The following is a 15765-nucleotide window of genomic DNA, read 5'->3' on the forward strand; positions in this document are numbered from 1 at the left end:
ACGGTGAACCGGGGGGGAGGATAGATCTGCGGGGGCCGAGGAACTGCCGAGACGGGTCAGAGCCCTGCGTCCGCCGTCGGCCATCGTCGGAACCTCGCGGGGTCAGCGCCCAGCGGGTCGGCCTCCTGCGCGTGAGTGTCTCGCGGGCCAGCACTCCAGCCCTCCGCGGACCGGCCATCCAGCGGGGAGAGCCGAGGCCGGGGCACTAGTGCGCCAGCCCTCTTCGGGTCGGCCATCCCGCGGGGCGGCGCCCCGGCCAGGGCTTCAGAGCGTCGGCCCTCTGCGGGTCAACCCTCTGCGCGTCGGCCCCCTGCGGGGAAGGCCCTTGCGGGGCCGCCATCCTTCGGGCTGGCACCCCACGGGGCCGCCCCCTCGGGCTGGGTTCCCTTCGGGCCGCCCCCTCGGGCTGGGCTCCCCTCGGGCTGGGTTCCCTTCGGGCCGCCCCCTCGGGCTGGGCTCACCTCGGGCTGGGCTCCCTTCGGGCCACCCCTCGGGCTGGCACCCTCGGGCTGGTACCCCTCGCGCCGCTTCCTTTGGGCTGGCCTGCCTCGGGTCAGGCTCTGGTGGGTCTGGGTTTCGGTGGGTGAAGCCCCGGCGGGCCGGCGTCGCGTGGTCAGGGGCTCAGCACTTGGTGTCCGGCTGGGTGGGGAGTTTGGCTTCGGTGAGGTAGCGGTCGATGTGGTCTCGGGCGCAGGCGCTGGACAGGTACAGCGTGTGCCCAGGCCCCTCGTGCCGGACCACCGCGCTCCCCGGCACCTGGTCCACCACTCGCTTCACCGCGTCCGACTCGCCCCAAGCCCCGCTCCCCAGCAGCGGAGGCAGGCCCTTGGGCAGCGGCTTGGGGGGATTGGTCACGCCGGCCGGCCAGCCCACGCAGCCCAGTGTGCCGCTGGCCAGGGTGCCCGCGGTGCCCGTGTTGGGTGCCACCTTGCGCAGCCGGCGCAGGCTCGCCTCCATCTCGGCCCGGTCGGCGAAGCGGGGCCAGTCCGTGCACTCGGTGACGCCGGTGGATTGGTCCGGGTAGCGCAGGCCGCGCCCGGGGACGAAGCCGGAAGCGTCGCCTGCCACCGCGGACCTGATGGCGGCCGACACGGCGGGGAAGGTGCTGGGGCCGCCCGCACGGACCATGCCCAGCATCAGGTCCTGAAGGTCGGTGCCGTTGTAGGCGACTCCGGGCGCCTTCCTGGCCGGGATCGGCCTGCGGTTGGCCGCCGCGACCAGAGCGCGCCATTCGCGGGCGGAGCCCGCGCCTTTCCAGGTGAAGTAGCGGCCCGCGAAGGTCTCGTTGGTTCTGGCCATCGCGTCCATCTCGGCGGGCCAGTCGGCGGCGCTGTGGTTCCAGGTGCCGTCCAGGGCGATGGTCCTGACCTTGTCGGGGAACAGCCTGGCGTAGTCCTGGCCGTAGAAGCCCGCGTATGAGGCGCCGTAGTAGTTGAGGCGGCTCTCGCCCAGGGCCTTTCTGATGGCCTCCATGTCGCGGGCCTGGTCGGCGGAGCTCATGTTGGCGAACAACTCGGGGTCCTTGCCGCGGCACGGCTCGGCGTAGCCCCTGTTGGTGTCGTGCAGGCGGCCGAACTCCGCGTCGTCCCCGGGGAAGGCGGCGATCGGGATCCTGGTCCACGTGCAGGGCAGGCCGGTGCTGAGGCCCCTGAACTGCTCGCCGTAGCCGCGGGTGTCCCAGGTGACGAGGTGCATGCGCTTGCGCAGGTTCGCCCAGGTGGCGGCGGTCTGCTGGGTCAGGGCGATGCCGGGCCCGCCCGGCCCGCCGTACGCGATCAGGGCGGAGCCCTCGGCCCGCCCCGTCGACTTGAGGCGGCCCAGCTTCAGGGTGATGGTGCGCCCGGCGGGTTTGCTCCAGTCGACGGGCACCTTGAGGTCGGCGCACTCCATGCCGACCTTGTCGCCGGGGCAGGGGCTCCAGGTGAGGTCGTCGGCGGGCGTGGGGGTGACCGTCAGCGCCAGTGTCAGGGCGAGGGATGTCCACATGGCGTCAAGGATCGTGGGGGAGGGGCGGAGGGCGCGTCGGACCACGGTCTGGTGTTGGCAGGCCGTGGTCCGACCCAGGTATGTCAGCCCACGGTACGGCGCAGCGCCTCTCCGGTCAGCGAACCGGCGAATCCGAGCAGCTCGGCGGGGGTGCCCTCGAAGACGATCTCGCCGCCGTCCTTGCCTCCGTCGGGCCCCAGATCGATGATCCAGTCGGCGTGCATGATCACGTCGAGGTTGTGCTCGATGACCACGACCGTGTTGCCCTGGTCGACCAGCCGGTTCATCAGCGCCAGCAGCGTGCCGACGTCGGACATGTGCAGGCCGGTGGTCGGCTCGTCGAGCACGTACACGCCGCCGGTGCGCTGAAGCTGCGTCGCCAGCTTGATGCGCTGCCGTTCGCCGCCGGACAGGCTGCTCAGCGACTGGCCGAGCGACAGGTACTCCAGGCCGACGTCGATCAGCCCCTGCAGCTTGGGCCGCACCGCCTTCTCGGTGAAGAACTCCACCGCCTCCTCCGCCGCCATCTCCAGCACGTCCGCGATGGACCTGCCCCGCAGCTCGTGCGCCAGCACCGACTCCTTGAACCGGCGGCCGTCGCACGTGTCGCAGTGGGTGGTGACCGGGTCCATGTAGGCGACCTCGGTGATGATGACGCCCTTGCCCTGGCAGCCCTCGCAGGCGCCGTCGGAGTTGAAGCTGAACAGGCCCGGCGCCACGCCGTTGGCCTTGGCGAACAGCGAGCGGATCGTGTCCATGACGCCGATGTAGGTGGACGGGGTGGAGCGGGTGGAGGCGCCGATCGCCGACTGGTCGACGAAGACCGACTCGGGATAGGTGGTCATGAACACGTCGGCGATCAGGCTGGACTTGCCCGAGCCCGCCACGCCGGTGACCGCGGTGAGCACCCCGGTCGGCACGCTGACCGAGACGTTCTTGAGGTTGTGCAGGTCGGCGCCCTCGATCGGCAGCTTGCCGTCGGGCGTCCTGACCTCCGTCTTGAGCGTGCCCGTGGCGCGCAGCCCCGCGCCGGTGCGGGTGTCGGCTCGGCGCAGCTCCTCGACGGTGCCCTCGAAGACGATCGTGCCGCCGTGGGCGCCGGCGCCGGGACCGACGTCGACCACGTGGTCGGCCACCGCGATCACGTCGGGGTCGTGCTCGACCACCAGCACGGTGTTGCCCTGGTCGCGCAGCGCGGCCAGCAGCGTGTTAAGCCGGCCCACGTCGCGCGGGTGCAGTCCGGTGCTCGGCTCGTCGAAGATGTAGGTGACGCCGATCAGCGTGCTGCCGAGGTGCTTGACCAGCTTGAGCCGCTGGCCCTCGCCGCCCGACAGCGTGGCCGTGGCCCGGTCGAGGCTGAGGTAGCCGAGTCCGATGCCGGCCACCCGCTCCAGCGCGACCCGCGCCCCGTCGGCCAGCGGGGTGCCCAGCCCGGCCAGCTCCTCGATGAGGTCGGTGATCTGCATGGCCGCGTAGTCGGCGATGTTTCTGCCGTTGACGCGCGGGGCGAGCGCCTCGGGGCTGAGCCTGGCGCCGTGGCAGAGCGTGCAGACGCCCTCGGTGATGAACGGCTTGATCTGCTCGCGCGTCTTCTCGCTGGTCTCACGCTTGAGCTTCGTACGCACGAAGTTGTCGAGCAGCCCCTCGTAGGTCATGTTGAACATGCCCCCGACCGAGACCTTGCCCGAGCCGTGCAGGAACGCGTGCTCCTCCTCCGGCGAGTAGTCCTTGACCGGTTTGTCCGGGTCGAGCGGCTCATGCTTGGCGTACACCTGCCAGGCGGCGCTGCCGACCTTGTAACCCGGCAGCAGGATCGCGCCCTCGTTGAGTGACTTCTCGCGGTCGACCATCATCTCCAGGATCGGCTGCACCGACCGGCCGATGCCATCGCATTCCGGGCACATGCCCTTGGGGTCGTTGAAGGAGAAGAGGTTGACCGGCAGCCCGCTCTCGCGTGAGAACAGGCCGCGGATCATCGGCATGATGTCGGTCATGGTGCCGACGGTGGAGCGGGCGTTGCCGCTGACCGGCTTCTGGTCGACGATGACGGGCGTGGTCAGCCCGCTGATGGCGTCGGCGTGCGGCCGCTCGTACTTGGGCAGCTGGTTGCGGATGAACCAGCTGAAGGTCCCGTAGAGCTGGCGCTGCGCCTCGACCGCGACGGTGTCGAAGACGATCGACGACTTTCCGGAGCCTGAGACACCGGTGAACACGGTGATTTTGTTCTTGGGGATCTCCAGGGAGACATCCTTGAGGTTGTGCTCCCTGGCCCCGACAATCGTGATGTTTTCGCGCACCGGCGCAGCTTAGCCACCGGCACCGACAGGTTCAGACCTCCAGCGCCCGCTTCAGGAAGTCCACCTGGAGCAGCAGGAGGTTCTCGGCCACGACCTCCTGCGGGGTCATGTGCGTGACGCCCGACAGCGGCAGCACGCTGTGCTGGCGGCCCGCGGCGAGCAGGGCGGACGACAGCCGGAGCGTGTGCGCCGCCACCACGTTGTCGTCGGCCAGGCCGTGGATCAGCAGCAGCGGGCGCTCCAGCTTGGCGGCGTCGCCGAACAGCGAGGACTGGTCGTAGACCTGCGGCCGCTCGTCCGGGTGGCCGAGGTAGCGCTCGGTGTAGCAAGTGTCGTAGAGCCGCCAGTCGGTCACCGGTGCCCCGGCGATCGCCGCGTGGAAGACGTCGGGACGGCGCAGGACGGCCAGCGCCGCCAGGTAGCCGCCGAACGACCAGCCCCTGATCGCCACCTTGGTCAGGTCGAGGTCGCCCGAGTACTGCTCGGCCACGCCTTGCAGGGCGTCGATCTGGTCCTCAAGCACCGGTCCCGCCAGGTCGTCGAGCACGGCCCGCTCGAAGGCGGGGCCGCGGCCGGGAGTGCCGCGGCCGTCGGCCACGACGACCGCGAAGCCCTGCTCGGCGAACCACTGGCTGCCCAGATAGGCGTTGTGGCTCGACAGCACCCGCTGAGCGTGCGGCCCGCCGTACGGATCCATGAGGACGGGCAGCTTGCCGGAACCCGGCTCGTACCACGAGGGCAGCACCACCGCGGTGGACAGCTCGCGCCGGCCGGAACGGCCGAGTGAGACGCGCAGGTCGAGGCCGGGGCGCTCGGCCAGCGACGCGATCGGGATCGCCATGCCGTCGCGCCTGACGACGGTGGTCGAGACGCCCTCGCTGTCGAGGGTCTGCTCGCTCAGCACGCCCACGCCGCCGGACATGCGGCCGGAGAAGACGCCGGAGCGGGTGGAGACGGGCAGCAGGGAGGTGCCGTCCCAGGTCCAGAGCTGGATCTCGCTGGGGTCGCCGCCGCTGGCGCGGAACAGGACGCTGTCGTGGTCGACGTCGAGGACCTCGCGCACCTGCAGGGTGGGCGGGGTGACGGCCCGGTCGCCGACGAACAGGCGGTTGCCGCCGTCCCGCGCGGCGACCCAGACCAGCGAGCCGTCGTCGAGGTGGGCGGGGACGCCGCCGAAGACGTCCACCCACGCCGGGTCGGTGTCCTCGCGCACGAGCGCCGAGGCGCCGGTCAGCGGGTCGACGGAGAACAGCCGCAGCGCCTTCTGGTCGCGCGGCATGGTCACGATCGACAGCGCGTGGGAGTCCCAGGAGGCGGCGGCCAGGTACTCGTCCTCGAACGGCACCGCCACGCGCGAGCCGTCCAGGCCCAGGACGAACAGCTCGACCCGGGCGTTCGGCGTGCCGGCCGCGGGATAACGCTGAGGTACGGCCGGCCGGTCGGGATTGGCGGGATCGGCGATGAACCACTCCTGCACCGGCGCCTCGTCGGCCCGCTCCACCAGCAGCTTGACACCGGTGGGAGCCCACCAGTAGCCGCGCATCCTGTCCATCTCCTCGGCGGCGATGAACTCGGCCAGCCCGTAGGTAACGGTCTCCGACTCCGGCGCGGCCAGCACGCGGTCACGGCCGGAGGCCAGGTCGTGCACGTGGAGCGCGCCGCCGGTGACGTAGGCGACACTGCGCCCGTCGGGGGCGAGGCGGGGGTCGATGACGCCACCCGCGGTCTCGATCACGCGGGTGCGGCCGGTGGCCACGTCGGTCAGATACAGGCCGCCGGACAGCGCGAACGCGACCAGCGCGGCCTCAGCGTCGGCGGAGTAGGCGACCACGCCGCCCGCCTGCTCGCGGCTGCGCTCGCGGCGCGCCTTCTCCTCCGGCGGGAGGTTCTCCTCGCCGGCGAGGAGAGCGTCGGCGAGCTTGCGCGGGTCGACGACCAGGCGCTCGACGTGGGTCTCGGTGTCGAGCTCCCACAGGCACGTGACCGGGTCGACACCCGACTGGGTACGCAGGAAGAGCACCCGCCCACCGTCGGGAGAGATCGTGAAGCCCCTCGGCACTCCAAGGGTGAATCGTCGGGTCCGTGCGGACATGCGCGGGTAACTCTCACTCATGGCCTCAATCCTGCCAGCAAGGTGCCTTTGGTTAGGCTCGGGGACATGACTGATCGGCGGCTGCTGCTCGTGCACGCGCACCCGGACGACGAGACGATCAACACCGGGGCCACGATGGCGCGTTACGTGGCGGAGGGCGCGCACGTCACGCTGGTGACCTGCACGCTGGGCGAGGAGGGCGAGGTGATCCCGCCGGAGCTGGCCCACCTGGAGGGCGACCCCGAACTGGGCGAGTACCGCGCGAAGGAGCTGGTCCGGGCGCTCAGGGCGCTGGGCGTGGACGACCACCGCTACCTCGGCTACCGCGACTCGGGCATGATGGGCGCCGCCTCCAACGACGACGTGTCCGCCTTCTGGGGCGCCGACGTGGACGAGGCCGCGGCCAGGCTGGTCACGGTGATCCGCGAGGTACGCCCGCAGGTCCTGGTCACCTACGACGCCAACGGCTACTACGGCCACCCCGACCACATCCAGGCCCACCGCGTCTCGGCACGGGCGTTCGACCTGGCCGCCGACCCCGCCTTCCGCCCCGGGGACGGCGAGCCGTGGCAGGTGGCCAAGTTCTACTTCACCGCCACCGCCAGGTCGGTGATGCGCAGGGACGCCGAGGCGCTGGCGGACTCCGGCACCGGCTTCCTCGTCGAGGACCCCGGCGACCTGCCGTTCGGCAGCGCGGACGACGAGATCACGACCGAGGTCGACGCCCGGCCCTGGCTGGTCGGCAAACTGGACGCCATGCGCGCCCACGCCACCCAGATCACCGTGAAGGCGCCGTTCTTCGCGCTGTCCAACAACATCGGCCAGCGGGCGTCCGGGGTGGAGCACTTCATCCTGTACCGCGGCGCCATGGGCAAGGCGATCCCGGGGGCTCCGGTCGAGGCGGGCGGGATCGGCGAGCCGCACACCCGCGAGAACGACCTGTTCTCCGGCATCCACTAACCTCGTTCGCCATGGAGCAGTCGGCGCTTGGCGGCGCGGCCTACGGCATGTTGCTGGTGCTGGGCCTCGCGATGGGCCTGGTCGGCGGGTTCACCCATGCCTGGCATCTCGGGCAGATCCCGATCGCGGCGGTCGTGTGGGTGCTGCTGTTGTTCGGCACCTGCTGGGGCGCGGGCCGTCTGATGCGCTCCAAGCTCGGCGCCGGGCTGGTCGCCGTCGGCTGGCTGCTGGTGTCGATGGCGTTCTCGCTCAAGTGGGCGGCGGGCGACCTCGTGATCGCCGGCGACCTCGCGGGCTATCTCTACCTGTACGGCGGAGCCGTCGCGGTGGTCGTGGCCTTCCTGCTGGCGCCCTCCTCGCCCGCCTCGGGATCGTGGCTCCTCCACGGTCAGCAGCCCAAGGACCCGACGACCTGAGGACGTGAAACGAGGGGGCAGCCGGTCTGCGGGCGGCTGCCCCCTCGAGATCCTCGCTGCTTCTACTGGGCGGGGGCGGTCGGGTCGGGGGTGTCCTCCGGCGGCTCGGTCTCCTCGGGAGGAGCGGTGTCCGTCGGGGTGGGCTCGGCCGGCGCGGGGCAGGTCGGCACGCCGGTGTCGGTCGGTGTCGGGGTTCCGGGGTCGGTGGCCGTGGGCGTGCCCGTGCCGGTGGGCGTGGGTGTGCCGGGGTCGGTCACGGTCGGCGTCACGGTGGGGGTGGGCGTCGGGGTCGGAGTGCCGGCGGCCAGGGGCGAAGGCGTGTCAGTGGCCGTGGGCGTGCCCGTCGGCGTCGGGGTGCCCGGGTCGGTCGCCGTGGGCGTGACCGTGGGCTCGGGCGGCGCGGGCTGACAGGTGAACGTCACCGTCACCGTCTCGGCGGGCGGCGCGGGGGCCTGCTCGGTGACCGTCACGGTCTCCGTCGCCGTCTGGGTCACGGTGACCGTTTCGGCGGGTGCCGTCGCGGTGACCGTCGTGGTGGCGCCGCCGGTCGGCGTCGCGGTGACGGTCTTCGTCGGCCACGGCAGCGTCTTCAGGCTGACCGTGGGCTTGCCCTTCTTCTTGAAGGAGCCCTTGCCGAGCTTCTTGGTGGTCTTGCCCGCCCCGGTCGTCACGGGGAGCTGGGCGGTCGCCGTCCTGCATTTCTTGGCCTTGCACACGCGCTGCTTGACGGTGAACCTGGCGGCTCCGTCGTAGCGGACGGCGACGTCCAGATAGGAGACGCCCTTCTTCTTGACGACCTTCGTCTTGGCGGTGTACTCCCCAGCTGTGGAGGTGGGAGTGGGACTCGTGGTCGGTGTCGCTAAGGCGACCTGGGCGCCGACGGGGTGGCTCGCGTCTCGTAGGGGGTCCGATGCTGACGTCTGGGTGACCGCGACGCCGCCTACCGTGGCGAGTGCCATCGTTCCGACAACCGCGGTCAAGATGGTGAATCGCATGATCCTGCTCTTGTGGGAGATTTCAGGACGTGGATCATTATTCCGACTTGTCAAGATTGGTCAAGGGTGAGTCGACCGAAAACCCCCTACCGAATCCGCCGGGTGGTAAACCTCGTGAACCTGGCGACGCCCCTCGGCCTGCTCATCTCCGTCGTGGGCGGCGCCGTGCGGCAACCCGGGCCCGACGGGCTGATCCTGGCTTTCGGCTACCGCTACCGCTTCCCCGTCGCGGGCGCCTTCACCGTGGGAAACGTCGTCCTGACCAGGCACCACAGCCTCGACGAACGCCTCATCCGGCACGAGGGCCGCCACGCGACCCAGTGGGCCTGCTGCGCCGGGCTCCCCATGCTCCCGCTCTACCTGCTCGCCATGTTCACCTCCCTGCTCATTTGCGGACACCAGGCCTCCTACAACGTGTTCGAACGGCTGGCCAACCTGGATGACGGCGGCTACCCCAGGAAAGCCCCCTGGTGGAGAAGACGCCCACATGGGGATCATTCAGAGTGATCGCTCAGTAACTCAGGGCAGGGGACCGTTCATGACGCAGACCGTTCACGCGCCGCAATGGCCGGAGGACTTCCGTGACCGTCTCACCGCCCCCCTCCCCGATTTCCGCGAGTTGCTGAGCGCCGCCTGGCACGGCGGCTTCCGTCCCGACATCGGGGACGCCGACCAGATCCCCGTGCTGCGCGGCGGCGGCCTGCCGCGGGCCGAGACCGGCCAGACGGCCGTGACGTGGGTCGGCCACTCCACGTTCGTGGTGCAGGTCGGCGGCCTCACGGTGCTGACCGATCCCGTGTGGTCGCGCCGCATCCCGGGAACCCGGCAGCGGCTCACGCCCCCCGGCGTGGCCTGGAGCGACCTGCCCAGGATCGACGCCGTGGTGATCAGCCACAACCACTACGACCACCTTGACGCGCCCACCATCCGCCGGCTTCCCCGCCACACGCCCATGCTCGTGCCCGCCCGGCTGGGTCCGTGGTTCACCCGGCGGGGGTTCAGGCAGGTCCACGAGCTGGACTGGTGGGACTCCACGAAGATCGGCGACGTGCGCTTCGACTTCGTCCCGGCCCACCACTGGAGTCGCCGGACCATCTGGGACACCTGCAAGACGCTGTGGGGCGGCTGGGTGATCGGCGAGTCGGTGTACTTCGCCGGTGACACCGCCTATGGGGAACGGCTGACGCAGATCGGCGAACGCTACCCCGGGCTGGACCTGGCGCTGATGCCGGTCGGCGCCTACGAGCCCAACTGGTTCTTGAAGACCTCCCACGTCAACCCGGCCGAGGCCGTCCAGGGGTTTCTGGACGTCGGGGCGAGCCGGATGGCCACCATGCACTGGGGGACGTTTCTGCTGTCGGGGGAGGAACTGCTGGCCCCGATCGTCGGCACGCGGGCCGCGTGGAGCGCGCTGGGGCTGCCGCGCGAGAGCCTCTGGGACCTGGCCGTGGGAGAGTCGCGGACGTTCACGCCCTGATCCTGGCCAGCGCGAGCGCGCCGATGCCGAGGCCGGAGACCGCCCCGGCCGCCAGTACCGAGGCGGTCGACGGGCCCGCGACCGTGATGCCGGCCAGGGCCAGGCCGGCGACGATGAGCAGGCAGCCGATCGGGTACCGGAGGCGGTTCATGCCTCCAGGGTCGTGCGGGACGCGGCGCCGCGTCGTGTTCCCGGCTATTCCTGGGGATGTAGGCGCAGGGTGTGGACGCGGGCGCCGAACATCGGCAGCAGCCTGCCCTGGGCCCACAGCTCCGTCTGGTCCCAGTAGTTGGCGTGGTAGGCGTGGCCGGAGGCGCCGGTCAGGTTGATCCACTGCGACTTGGCCAGGTCGCTCAGGTCGATGATCATACGCATCGAGGGGACGGCGTTGATCTCGTAGCCGCTCTGCGCGTTCCAGCCGGTGGCGTTGACCGCGTCCTTGCTGCCGGCGACGCTGATCGGGCCGCGGTTGAACAGCATCTCGATCGGGGCGATGCCGGAGGTGCCGAACGTGGCGTTGGTGAGCCGCAGCGTGTGCATGTCGCCCCAGCGCCACTGCTTCACCTCGGTGCCGAACCGGTCGGACAGGTCCTGGTAGGCGTCGGCCATCGCCTGGCGCAGCACGTCGTCGCGGGTCTCGGTGCGGTCCTTGGTGGTGGTCACGTCCCAGAACGGGTCCTCGGGCGCCTGGAGAAGGTCGCCCACGACCTCGAACCAGCGGTCGCCGCCCGCCGGGCGGGCCTGCTGGGGGAGGTCGTCGTCGAACAGGCCCTTCAGCAGGTGGCGCCAGACGGCGTTGAAGTAGGCGGCCGGGGCCGAGTCGAGGGTCTGGGAGCCGTCCCAGTCCTTGAGGAGCTGGCGCGCCTCGGTGCCGGGACCGGCCAGGCTCACCCGCATGAGCGCGGGGACCAGCGTCGCGGCGAAGCCGTTGCGGGTGTCCTGCTGGATCCTGGACATGGCCGCGGCGTCCAGTTTGCCCTTCGCGATCTCGCCCTTCAGCAGGTCGACGATGCGCTGGGAGCGGTAGCCGTACGCCCAGTCCTTGGTGAGGAGCGGTTCGTAGCGGGCGGGGTCGATGACGGCGTTGTTGGCCGTGACGATGTAGCCCTCGGTGGGGTCGGCGACGCTGGGGAGCTGGTCGTAGGGGATGGGGGCGGTCTTCCAGTCGTACTCGCCGGTCCAGCCGGGTACGGGCCAGGTCCCGTCGCCCTTCTTCCTGACCGGGATGCGCCCGGGGGCCTGGTAGCCGATCCTGCCGTCGGTGTCGGCGTACACGAGGTTCTGGGCGGGCACCTCGAACAGCGCCGCGGCCGCGCGGAACTCGTGCCAGTCGGCGGCCTGGTTGAGATCGAAGATCGCGTCGGCGGTACGGCCCGGCATCAACGCCGTCCACTGCAGGGCCACGGCGGTGGCCTCGCCGGAGGGTTTCACGCTGCCCATGACCTCGTTGACCAGCGGCCCGTGCAGGGTCGATCGGACCGTGATCGTCACCGGGGCGCCCCCGGCCACCTTGATCTGCTCCTGGCGGGTCTCCAGCTTGGCCCAGTCGCCCTTGTAGAGGTAGGTGTCGTCCTTGACCTGTTCCAGGAAGAGGTCGGCGACGTCCGGCCCCAGGTTGGTGAAGCCCCAGGCGATCTTGTCCGTCTGCCCGATGATGACGCCGGGCACGCCGGAGAAGGTGAAGCCGGTGACGTCGAACATGCATTGTTCGGATTTCTGCCGGCAGTGCAGGCCGGCCTGGTACCAGACGGATGGCATCGCGGGGGAGAGGTGCGGGTCGTTGGCCAGCAGCGGCTTGCCGGACTTCGTGTGCTCGCCCGAGACCACCCAGGAGTTCGACCCGATGCCCTCGCGCTCGGCCGTGCCCATCGAGCTCGGGACGGCGTCGAAGGCCTGGGCGGCCCGGCTCAGCGCGTCGGCGCCGTCCGTGCGCGGCTGCGCGGTCTCGTCGAAGCGGTCCTCGGAGATCGCGCCCTGGGTGACGATCGGCTGGTGCTCGCCGTACGGGTAGCCGGGGTAGAGCTGTTCGACCCGCTCGCGGGGCAGCTTGGTGGCGGCCAGCGCCCGGTCGATCTCGTCCTCCATGTTGGAACGCAGGTCCCAGGCCATGGCCTTGAGCCAGGCGACCGAGTCGAGTGCCGACCAGGGCTCGGGCTTGTACCCGGAGTTCTGCAGCTTCAGTACCGAGTACTCAAGGCTGCGCCGCGAGGCGTCCGGGTTGGCGGCCAGCCAGGCGTTGACGCCCTTGGCGTAGGAGTCGAGGTAGCGCCGGGTGCGCTCGCTGAGCATCGGCAGCTCTTGCTCGGCGATCCTGCGCCAGCCCATCGTCCTGATGGCCTTGTCGTTGTCGAGCGTGGCGGCGCCGAACATCTCCGACAGGCGTCCGGCGGTGAGATGCCGGCGGAAGTCCATCTCCCAGAAGCGGTCCTGGGCGTGGACGAACCCCTGGGCCATGAACAGGTCCTCGGCCGTGTCGGCGTAGATCTGCGGGATCCCGTGGGCGTCGCGCCGCACCTCGACGTTCCCGGCCAGGCCGGCGACCTTGATCTCCCCTTCGACCTGGGGAAAGGACTGCCGCACGATCACGGTGACGACTCCGGCCAGGACCAGGCCCAGCGCCAGGAGGACGGTCACGATCCGTGCTAGCCACCGCAACGGCCACGGCAGCCCGGCATAGGGCCTAAACCTCACGAATACCTCCATCTCACCAGCCCGCACCCAGTGTGACACCAGCGAACCAGTGCGACGGTCCTCGCTCAGCTCATGCCCGCTCTCCCAGAAACGCCTCCCACGTACGCCCACCCGTCGTGCCCCCGGCAAGCGTGAGGTTGTCCCCGGCCCGGTAGGCCCGCCCCGCCTTGCCCGGCATCCGGACCGGCAGCATGAGCCGCCGCTTCCCTGCCGTGGCCAGGTACCCGCGGACCAGGTCGCCCATCCCGTAGACCGCGGGCCCCGCGAGGTCGGCGACCAGCCCGGCGGGTTCGGCCCGGACGAGCTCCACCAGCCGCTCGGCCACGTCCCGCGCGTCCACGGGCTGGAACCGCAGCCCGCCGGGGACCGGCACGACCGGCATCTTCGCCATCGCCGTGGCCACCTTGAGCGCGAGGTCGTGGAACTGGGCGGCGCGCAGGATGGTCCACGGGATCCCCGACTCGATCACCGCCCGCTCGGCCGCGAGCTTGTTCCTGAACCACCCGAGCGGCACCCGGTCGGCCCCGATGGCCGAGATGAACACGATGTGGCCGGCACCGGCGGCGCGCGCGGCCCCGGTGAGGTTGCGAGTGGCCAAGTCGTCCCCCTTGGCCCCGCCCGCCAGGTGCAGGACGAGGTCCGCCCCGGCCACGGCCGCGGCGACGCCCTCGCCGGTGAGGAGGTCGCCCTTGACGTAGGTGACGCCGTCCTCCCGCGGGCGCGGGTTGCGGGTCAGCACCCTCACCTCGGCCCCGGTACGGCGCAGCAGCGGCAGGACGAGGCGCCCGAGGGTTCCGGTGCCACCGGTCAGCAGAATGGTCATGATGTTCTCCTCCGTCATGCGGTTCTGCCTCGTTGACGGACCGCGGCGGAGAAGTGTGACTAGAGACCCGCGTCGTGCCGCTCCTGGGCGGCCATCACCTCGAGCGTGTGCTCGGCGATCCAGCCGAGCAGCGATCCCAGCGGCCCGGTCAGGCCGGTGCCGAGGCTCGTCAGCGAGTACGTGACCTTGGGCGGCACGGACGGCTCGACCTCGCGATGGACGAGCCCGTCGCGGACCAGGCCGCGCAGGCTCTGGGAGAGCATCTTCTCGCTGATGCCGCCGATGCGGTCGCGCAGCAGGTAGAAGCGCAGGGGGCCGTCGCGGAGCGCCACCATGATCAGCATTCCCCAGCGGCTGGTGACATGGGTGAAGACCTCGCGGCCCGGACAGTCGCTGTTGAACGCGTCACTCAGCGGATCGGGCAGCTCGCGCGTCTCCAGGTTTCCGACCTCCACGGCCTGAGCTTACCTTGAGGTACGTCCTTACGAATAGTTAGCCCAGTTCCTATCGTGGGCCGCATGACTGACATCACCGTCGACATCTGGTCCGACCTGGTCTGCCCCTGGTGCTACATCGGCCACCGGCGCTTCGAGCACGCGCTGGCCGCCTTCGAACACCGCGACGCCGTCCGGGTGCGCCATCGCAGTTTCGAGCTCGACCCGCACGGCTCCACCGAGCCGACGCTCACGCTGCCCGAGCGGATGCGGCGTGACCTCGGCCTGCCCGCGCCGCAGGCCAGGCAGGGCATGGCCCGCGTGGCCGCGCTGGCCGCCGAGGTGGGCCTGGAGTACCGGCTGGACCTGGCCCATCCGGTCAACAGCTTCGACGCGCACCGGATCCAGCACGCCGCGGCCGATCGGGGCGTCGGGGACGCGGTGCGGGAACGGCTGATGCGGGCGTACACCGGCGAAGGGGCCAACGTGGCCGACCACGCGAGCCTGGTCCGCCTGGCGGAGGAGGCGGGGCTCGATCCGGAGTTCGCCGCGGCGGTGCTGAAGGGCGACGACTACGGCGACGCCGTACGGGCGGACGAGGCCGAAGCCCTGCGCCACGGTGTGAGCGGGGTGCCCGGCTTCGTGTTCGACGGCCGCCGCGTGGTCTCCGGGGCGCAGCCCTCCGAGGTGTTCACCGAGGAGCTCCGCACCGCCTGGCATCGATAACCAAACAAAAGCCCGCCTCCCTAGCGTGATGCCGCAGTGTCCCGTCCTTACCATCGAAGAAAGAGGACGATCATGAAGAAGTCCATCACGCTGCTGCTGGCCGGGTTCGCCGCGGCGGTGGCCCTCGGCACGGCCCCGGCCTCCGCCGCCGCTCAAGGACGGCTCGTGCTCACCACGGATACGGGCGTCTCGCACATGATCACCTATGCCGGTTGCGCGCAGCCGTCCCAGTCCGTGGGCGCGAACGGCCTGGCCGCCTTCCAGAACACCCCCGCGCCCGGCTGCGCCGTCTCCTTGCGCAAGGGCGCCCGGTCACACGTCCTGTGCGTGGGCCGCGGCCCGATCCCCGCCCCCTTCCGCGACGGAGCCACGATCCGCATCCAGCAGGGCACCAGCTTCCCCTGCCGCTGACGCGGTGACGGGTGGCGGGCCCCGCGGCCTGCTACCCGTCCGCGTAGGCCCAGCCCGTCCAGCGCTCCACCTCCACCACGAGGTACGGCCCGCCCGGCGGCACCCGCCGATACTGCTCGTACCTGTCCCGCAACCCCCGGATCGGATACTCCGGCACGACCCGCGCCAGCCCGTCGGCCCGCACCCACCACAGCCGGGTCCAGTCGTCGTCGTAGTGGTCGGCCAGGAGCGCCACGCGGGGGTTCTCCCTGACGTTGCGCAGGCGGCGCAGCTCGCGTGTCCGCTTCGGCTTGTGGTCGACGGCGATCACCACCCGGTCGCCGTCCAGCGCGAACGTCACCGGAACCAGGTGCGGCGCCCCGTCCGCGCCGGTCGTGGCGAGGCGCGCCACCCGCTCCCCGCCGAACAGCTCCCGTGCTCGTTCTGTGTCGATACTCCCCAGTATCGGCAACGTACG

15 protein-coding genes are annotated in these 15765 nt (G+C 71.0%); 6 read left to right on the plus strand and 9 right to left on the minus strand.

Annotated elements, in window-relative coordinates:
• Positions 1–621 precede the first annotated feature (621 nt).
• The 3 genes from ACIBKY_RS23140 to ACIBKY_RS23150 all read right to left on the minus strand — a co-directional run bounded on the left by ACIBKY_RS23140 (position 622) and on the right by ACIBKY_RS23150 (position 6396).
• Entirely contained in the window at positions 622–1986 is a 1365-nt protein-coding gene (locus tag ACIBKY_RS23140; protein ID WP_397099206.1) for an alpha/beta fold hydrolase, read from the minus strand.
• A gap of 83 nt (positions 1987–2069) precedes the next feature.
• Positions 2070–4283 carry an ATP-binding cassette domain-containing protein gene (locus ACIBKY_RS23145; protein WP_397099208.1) on the minus strand — a complete coding sequence of 738 codons (2214 nt, stop codon included), beginning with the start codon at positions 4281–4283 and terminating at the stop codon, positions 2070–2072.
• Between the two features lie 31 nt (positions 4284–4314).
• Positions 4315–6396 carry a prolyl oligopeptidase family serine peptidase gene (locus tag ACIBKY_RS23150; RefSeq protein WP_397099210.1) on the minus strand — a complete coding sequence of 694 codons (2082 nt, stop codon included), beginning with the start codon at positions 6394–6396 and terminating at the stop codon, positions 4315–4317.
• A gap of 45 nt (positions 6397–6441) precedes the next feature.
• Here ACIBKY_RS23150 and mshB point away from each other — a divergent pair, with 45 nt between their 5' ends.
• Both mshB and ACIBKY_RS23160 read left to right on the plus strand, forming a co-directional pair.
• Positions 6442–7335: an N-acetyl-1-D-myo-inositol-2-amino-2-deoxy-alpha-D-glucopyranoside deacetylase gene (mshB, locus tag ACIBKY_RS23155; RefSeq protein WP_397099212.1), complete on the plus strand. Its 894-nt coding sequence runs from the start codon at positions 6442–6444 to the stop codon at positions 7333–7335.
• 11 nt (positions 7336–7346) lie between these two features.
• Positions 7347–7751 (plus strand): DUF6113 family protein, encoded by a 405-nt coding sequence (locus tag ACIBKY_RS23160; RefSeq protein WP_397099213.1) that lies wholly within the window; start codon positions 7347–7349, stop codon positions 7749–7751.
• Positions 7752–7813: 62 nt separating this feature from the next.
• Here ACIBKY_RS23160 and ACIBKY_RS23165 read toward each other — a convergent pair whose 3' ends face one another.
• The gene (locus ACIBKY_RS23165; RefSeq protein WP_397099215.1) at positions 7814–8746 is read right to left on the minus strand and encodes a hypothetical protein; all 933 of its coding nucleotides are present in this window, start codon (positions 8744–8746) and stop codon (positions 7814–7816) included.
• 114 nt (positions 8747–8860) lie between these two features.
• Between ACIBKY_RS23165 and ACIBKY_RS23170 the strand changes: the two genes are divergently transcribed.
• Complete coding sequence (locus ACIBKY_RS23170; RefSeq protein ID WP_379610623.1) at positions 8861–9253, plus strand: hypothetical protein; 393 nt, start codon at positions 8861–8863, stop codon at positions 9251–9253.
• Between the two features lie 31 nt (positions 9254–9284).
• Positions 9285–10223: an MBL fold metallo-hydrolase gene (locus ACIBKY_RS23175; RefSeq protein WP_397099217.1), complete on the plus strand. Its 939-nt coding sequence runs from the start codon at positions 9285–9287 to the stop codon at positions 10221–10223.
• Here the strand turns inward: ACIBKY_RS23175 and ACIBKY_RS23180 are convergent.
• The 4 genes from ACIBKY_RS23180 to ACIBKY_RS23195 all read right to left on the minus strand — a co-directional run bounded on the left by ACIBKY_RS23180 (position 10213) and on the right by ACIBKY_RS23195 (position 14192).
• Positions 10213–10374, minus strand: coding sequence for a hypothetical protein (locus tag ACIBKY_RS23180; protein ID WP_397099219.1), 162 nt, complete (start codon positions 10372–10374; stop codon positions 10213–10215). The genes ACIBKY_RS23175 and ACIBKY_RS23180 overlap by 11 nt on opposite strands.
• 44 nt (positions 10375–10418) lie before the next feature.
• Positions 10419–12914, minus strand: coding sequence for a penicillin acylase family protein (locus ACIBKY_RS23185; RefSeq protein WP_397099221.1), 2496 nt, complete (start codon positions 12912–12914; stop codon positions 10419–10421).
• A 70-nt stretch (positions 12915–12984) separates the two neighbouring features.
• Entirely contained in the window at positions 12985–13737 is a 753-nt protein-coding gene (locus tag ACIBKY_RS23190) for an SDR family oxidoreductase (protein WP_397099223.1), read from the minus strand.
• A 59-nt stretch (positions 13738–13796) separates the two neighbouring features.
• Positions 13797–14192 (minus strand): winged helix-turn-helix transcriptional regulator, encoded by a 396-nt coding sequence (locus tag ACIBKY_RS23195; protein WP_397099225.1) that lies wholly within the window; start codon positions 14190–14192, stop codon positions 13797–13799.
• 63 nt (positions 14193–14255) lie between these two features.
• Between ACIBKY_RS23195 and ACIBKY_RS23200 the strand changes: the two genes are divergently transcribed.
• Positions 14256–14897 (plus strand): DsbA family oxidoreductase, encoded by a 642-nt coding sequence (locus tag ACIBKY_RS23200; protein WP_397099227.1) that lies wholly within the window; start codon positions 14256–14258, stop codon positions 14895–14897.
• 72 nt (positions 14898–14969) lie between these two features.
• Positions 14970–15308, plus strand: a complete 339-nt coding sequence (locus tag ACIBKY_RS23205; RefSeq protein ID WP_397099228.1) for a hypothetical protein — start codon at positions 14970–14972, stop codon at positions 15306–15308.
• 31 nt (positions 15309–15339) lie between these two features.
• Here ACIBKY_RS23205 and ACIBKY_RS23210 read toward each other — a convergent pair whose 3' ends face one another.
• Positions 15340–15750 (minus strand): TIGR03668 family PPOX class F420-dependent oxidoreductase, encoded by a 411-nt coding sequence (locus ACIBKY_RS23210; protein WP_397099469.1) that lies wholly within the window; start codon positions 15748–15750, stop codon positions 15340–15342.
• Positions 15751–15765 lie beyond the last annotated feature (15 nt).

Source organism: Nonomuraea sp. NPDC050394, from assembly GCF_044459065.1.
GTDB lineage: Bacteria > Actinomycetota > Actinomycetes > Streptosporangiales > Streptosporangiaceae > Nonomuraea.